Annotated in this window: 4 protein-coding genes; 1 reads left to right on the top strand and 3 read right to left on the bottom strand. The window is 63.3% G+C overall.

Annotation, left to right across the window (positions count from 1 at the left end):
* Positions 1-105: 105 nt before the first annotated feature.
* Positions 106-234 carry a PA1414 family protein gene (locus J4E53_RS30865; RefSeq protein WP_003198971.1) on the bottom strand — a complete coding sequence of 43 codons (129 nt, stop codon included), beginning with the start codon at positions 232-234 and terminating at the stop codon, positions 106-108.
* 139 nt (positions 235-373) lie between these two features.
* Entirely contained in the window at positions 374-1,267 is an 894-nt protein-coding gene (ptrR, locus tag J4E53_RS29970; protein WP_103311368.1) for a putrescine utilization regulator PtrR, read from the bottom strand.
* 103 nt (positions 1,268-1,370) lie between these two features.
* Here ptrR and J4E53_RS29965 point away from each other — a divergent pair, with 103 nt between their 5' ends.
* Positions 1,371-2,543 carry an MFS transporter gene (locus tag J4E53_RS29965; RefSeq protein ID WP_103311366.1) on the top strand — a complete coding sequence of 391 codons (1,173 nt, stop codon included), beginning with the start codon at positions 1,371-1,373 and terminating at the stop codon, positions 2,541-2,543.
* On the opposite strand, the gene J4E53_RS29960 is transcribed toward J4E53_RS29965, so the two are convergent.
* Positions 2,544-3,998: an NCS1 family nucleobase:cation symporter-1 gene (locus J4E53_RS29960; protein ID WP_060738694.1), complete on the bottom strand. Its 1,455-nt coding sequence runs from the start codon at positions 3,996-3,998 to the stop codon at positions 2,544-2,546.
* Between the last annotated feature and the right edge of the window lie 291 nt (positions 3,999-4,289).

The raw sequence follows: 4,289 nt of genomic DNA, 5'->3' as shown, positions 1-4,289 counted from the left end.
GCTCGCTCCCACAGATTCTGTCTTCGGAAATAAAAAGATCGCAGTTCCGGGCCATCTCAATTGAAATGGTCCGGAACTGCGATCTCTCCAAATTCGGTGGTGTATTTACCGGCGGCGCGGTTGGCGGCGGCGTTGCTCGTCATCGGTGCGGATCGGTACCGGTTGCATTGGCGGTTCGATCAGGCCAAGCGCGACACCCAAGTCGTGAAGCCAGTTCTGGATTTTCTCTTTCATCGTGGTGCCCCCTCAGGGTGGTGCGAGCGGCAGATTTCTGTGGCCCCTTCGCACTGATAATAGTCCGATGTTCTACGCAATGCTCGTCTCAGTTTGCAATGATCTGTTACTGAATTGATCCAAATCCACCTCCCGGAGTTCAAGCCGATTGCGCCGTGAGCATTGGCCCCCGCGGCCAGGCCTGTTGTTGCAACTCGATCCAGGCGTTCAGGTTGGCTCCGACCATGCCTTTGCGCCACATCAGCCAGGTGGTGGCGCTGGCGAACGGCTCGGCCAGCGAATGCACCATTACCCGCTCGCGGCCCGGCAGGCTGGCCAGCATCGACTCGGACATCAACGCCACCCCGGACCCGGCGATCACACACGCCAGCATCCCCTGGTAAGACTCGATTTCCATCGCCCGGCCCATGGTCGCGTGATCATGGGCAAACCAGGCCTCTAATCGCATCCGGTACGAGCAACCACGCCGGAACGTGAACACCGCGCGGCCCTGCACATCCAGGGCACTGCGTACCGGCGGGTGATCGGCCTCGGTAATCAGCACCAACCGCTCGTCGCACAACGGCACGCCATCCAGCCCCGCCAGCTCCAGCGGGCCGTCCACCAGTGCCGCGTCGAGCCGGTTGGTGAGCAGGCCTTCAAGCAGCTCGCCACTGGGCCCCGATTGCACTTGCAGGTTCACCGCCGGATACGCCCGGTGATAAGCCGCCAGCAGGTCCGGCAAATGCGTCGCCGCCGTGCTGTACATCGTGCCCAGCAGGAAGTCCCCGGCCGGCTGCCCGCCCTGCACGGCGGCATGGGCCTCGTCATGCAAGGCGAACAGCTTGGCCGCATAGTCCAGCAGGACTTTTCCTGCCGGCGACAACTGCAAACGCTGACGCTCCCGCAGGAAAAGGTCCACACCCAGTTGCTCTTCAAGCTGCTTGAGCCGGGTCGACAGGTTCGACGGCACCCGGTGCAGGCGCTCGGCGGCCCGGGTGATGGAACCTTCCTCGGCCACGGCCTGGAAAATCCGCAGTTGGCTGAACTCCATGACCTTCTCCAAAAAAGAACAAGTTACTCACTATTATTCATTTTTAATGAAAGTCAATCAGTCCTAGCCTGACGGTCATTCGCCCCGAAACCGGAGAACGACCATGTCACCTCTAATTCGCCTGCTCGGCAGTTTCATCGCGCTGATGATGGCCATGGGCATTGGCCGCTTCGCCCTGACGCCCCAGTTACCTCATTTGATCGGCGAGGGTCAGGTCGACTTGACCGCCGCCGGTCTGATTGCCGCCGCCAATTACCTGGGATACTTCCTTGGCGCGCTGGACGCCATGTTCGCCCGTCGTCCGGAACAGGTGCGGCGGCGGTTGCTCGGCGGTCTGTGGCTGTGCGTGCTGCTGACCCTGGCGTCGTTCTGGGCCTGGGGCTTCTGGCCGCACCTGGCGCTGCGTTTCGGCACCGGCGTGGCGAGCGCCTGGGTGATGGTGATGATCACCGCCCTGAGCCAACCCTTGGCTACGGCGGTGGGACGGCCACGGCTCGGTGCCTTGGTGTTTGCCGGGCCGGGCCTGGGGATTTTCCTGACGGGCCTGCTCGCCCTCGGCTCGAACCTGCTGGGCCAGACCTCCGCCACCCTGTGGCTGGTGTATGCCGGCGTCGCCTTGGCGATGTTGCTGGTGATCTTGCCGATCCTGCCGCAGCCGGCAGCCGCAGCACCTGTCGCAGGGCCGACCGCCCCTTCGCCGAACGCCGGCATCGCACGATTGGGCGTGGTGTACGCCCTGTACGGCGTGGGCTACATCATTCCGGCGACATTCCTGTCGCAAATGGCCTCGGCGCAGTTCCACGGTCAATGGCTGGCCGATCTGTTCTGGCCCTGCTTCGGCTTGGCCGCCGCCAGCGGCGTATTGCTGGTCAGCCGGCGGCGGCCGAACCCGAACACCACCGGCCGCTGGTTGATCGGTACGCTCTGGCTGCAAGCCGCCGGGGTATTTGCCTGCCTGCTGGGCAGCGGGCCGGGGCTGGCCCTGGGGGTGATCCTGTGTGGCACGCCGTTCCTGGCCTGCATGCAACTGGTGATGCTGCGCTCCCGGGAACTGGCGCCCCACGCCACCCAGCGCAACGCTGGCCTGTTGACCGCCTGTTTTGCCGTGGGCCAACTCAGCGGGCCACTGCTGGCGGCGCTGAGCAGCCATTTCAGTGGCGGCCTGCAACCGGCGCTGATCATTGCCGGCAGCGGCCTGGTGCTGGCCGGTGGCTTGTTGCTGCGGCCCGCCAGCCGGGGCGCGGCGAGCCCTTGCGCCCAGAGCGCCCTGCGTTGATCAGGCCTGGCCGGCCGGGCTGAACGCCTTGCTCGACTGCGTGGCCGGCTCGCGTCGCGCCAAGGCGAAATACAACACCCCGCCGAGGAAGCAACCGGTGAACCAGGCAAAGTTGGCCATCGGTTGCAGCACGGGGGTGAAGGTGATCGCCACCCCCATCAGCGTCGCCGGAATCAACGCCTTGACCGCCGTCCAGTTGATGCCGCCGCTGTAGTAATAGCGCCCGCTGGGCCCGTCATTGAACAACGCATCGACGTCGATCTGCTGCTTCTTGATCAGGTAGTAATCCACCAGCAGGATCCCGAACAACGGGCCGATGAACGCCGCCAGCACGTCCAGGGTGTAGTGGATCACTTCGGGGTTGTTGAACAGGTTCCACGGCGTGATGAAAATCGAGGCCACCGCCGCGATCATGCCGCCGGCGCGCCAACTGATCTTGCTGGGGGCGACGTTGGCGAAGTCGAAGGCCGGCGAGACGAAGTTGGCGACAATGTTGATGCCGATGGTGGCGGTCACGAAGGCAAAGGCCCCCAGCAAGACCGCCACGTCGTTGTCGATGCGCGCCACGGTGGCAATCGGGTCGTGGAGCATTTCACCGAACACCGGCAAGGTCCCGGAAACAATCACCACGGTGACCAGGGAGAACGCCAGGAAATTCACCGGCAGCCCCCAGAAATTACCCCGGCGCACGTCAGACATGCTTCGGCAGTAACGGCTGAAATCGCCGAAATTCAGGGTCGGGCCGGAAAAGTACGACACCACCAGGGCCGTCGCCACGATCACTTGGCCGAACGCCTGCCAGCCGGACAAGGACTTTTCTGCCAGGGTGAAGCTGATGTTGCTCCAACCGGCCTTCCACACGATCCAGCCGGCCAACAGGAACATCACGGCGTACACCACCGGCCCGGCCCAATCGATGAAACGACGGATCGATTCCATGCCGGTCCAGAACACCAGCGCCTGGACAAACCACAGGCTGAGGAAACCGAACCAACCCAGGTAGGACAAACCGGCAAAATGCGGCGTCGCGTAAACCTCCATTGAAGGAAAAAACCGCAGCACCACGATGATCAGCGCGCTGGACGCCAGGTACGTCTGAATGCCGTACCAGGCCACGGCGATCAAACCGCGAATGACCGCAGGAATATTCGCCCCGAACACCCCGAACGCCAGCCGACAGATCACCGGGTACGGCACCGCCGCCTGTTGGCTCGGCTTGGCGACCAGGTTGGCGATCAACTGCACGATGCAGATCCCGCCGAGCAAGGCGATAAGCACCTGCCAACTCGCCAGACCCAAGGCGAACAGACTGGCGGCGAAGACATAACCGCCCACACTGTGCACATCACTCATCCAGAACGCGAAGATGTTGTACCAATTCCATTTCTGCGGCAGCGGGCCCAGGTCCTCGTTATAGAGGCGGGGGCTGTAGCCGTTGGGCAATTGCTCGGACATTGCGGGGCTCCTTTGAGTACCGCCGTGCCCCCGTAGCGACCTGCTCACCATACTGCGCACGGGAGCCGGCATGGTTTGTATACGCGTTGCTACGCAGAATGCGTGCCATAGGCGCAGGATGTGAGACAAACCGGGGTGTGTGGCGCAGAGGAACGCCGCGCAGGAACAGGCATACGCCCACGAACAGGGCGCGAGTGCATGCTAAAGGTGCAGGATTTTGTATACAGCGAAGGTCAACCTGTGGCGAGGGAGCTTGCTCCCGCTGGGGCGCGAAGCGGCCCCTTCGAACAT

This window comes from Pseudomonas sp. FW305-28 (genome assembly GCF_017351395.1).
GTDB classification, from domain to species: domain Bacteria; phylum Pseudomonadota; class Gammaproteobacteria; order Pseudomonadales; family Pseudomonadaceae; genus Aquipseudomonas; species Aquipseudomonas fluorescens_AA.
The sequence above is the reverse complement of the archived record's forward strand: the minus strand, read 5'-3'. Positions and strand labels throughout refer to the sequence as shown.

Coding starts and splice junctions, on each gene's coding strand:
- J4E53_RS30865 (WP_003198971.1), bottom strand. CDS start 234: ATGAAAGAGAAAATCCAGAACTGGCTTCACGACTTGGGTGTCGCGCTT.
- J4E53_RS29965 (WP_103311366.1), top strand. CDS start 1,371: ATGTCACCTCTAATTCGCCTGCTCGGCAGTTTCATCGCGCTGATGATG.
- J4E53_RS29960 (WP_060738694.1), bottom strand. CDS start 3,998: ATGTCCGAGCAATTGCCCAACGGCTACAGCCCCCGCCTCTATAACGAG.
- ptrR (WP_103311368.1), bottom strand. CDS start 1,267: ATGGAGTTCAGCCAACTGCGGATTTTCCAGGCCGTGGCCGAGGAAGGT.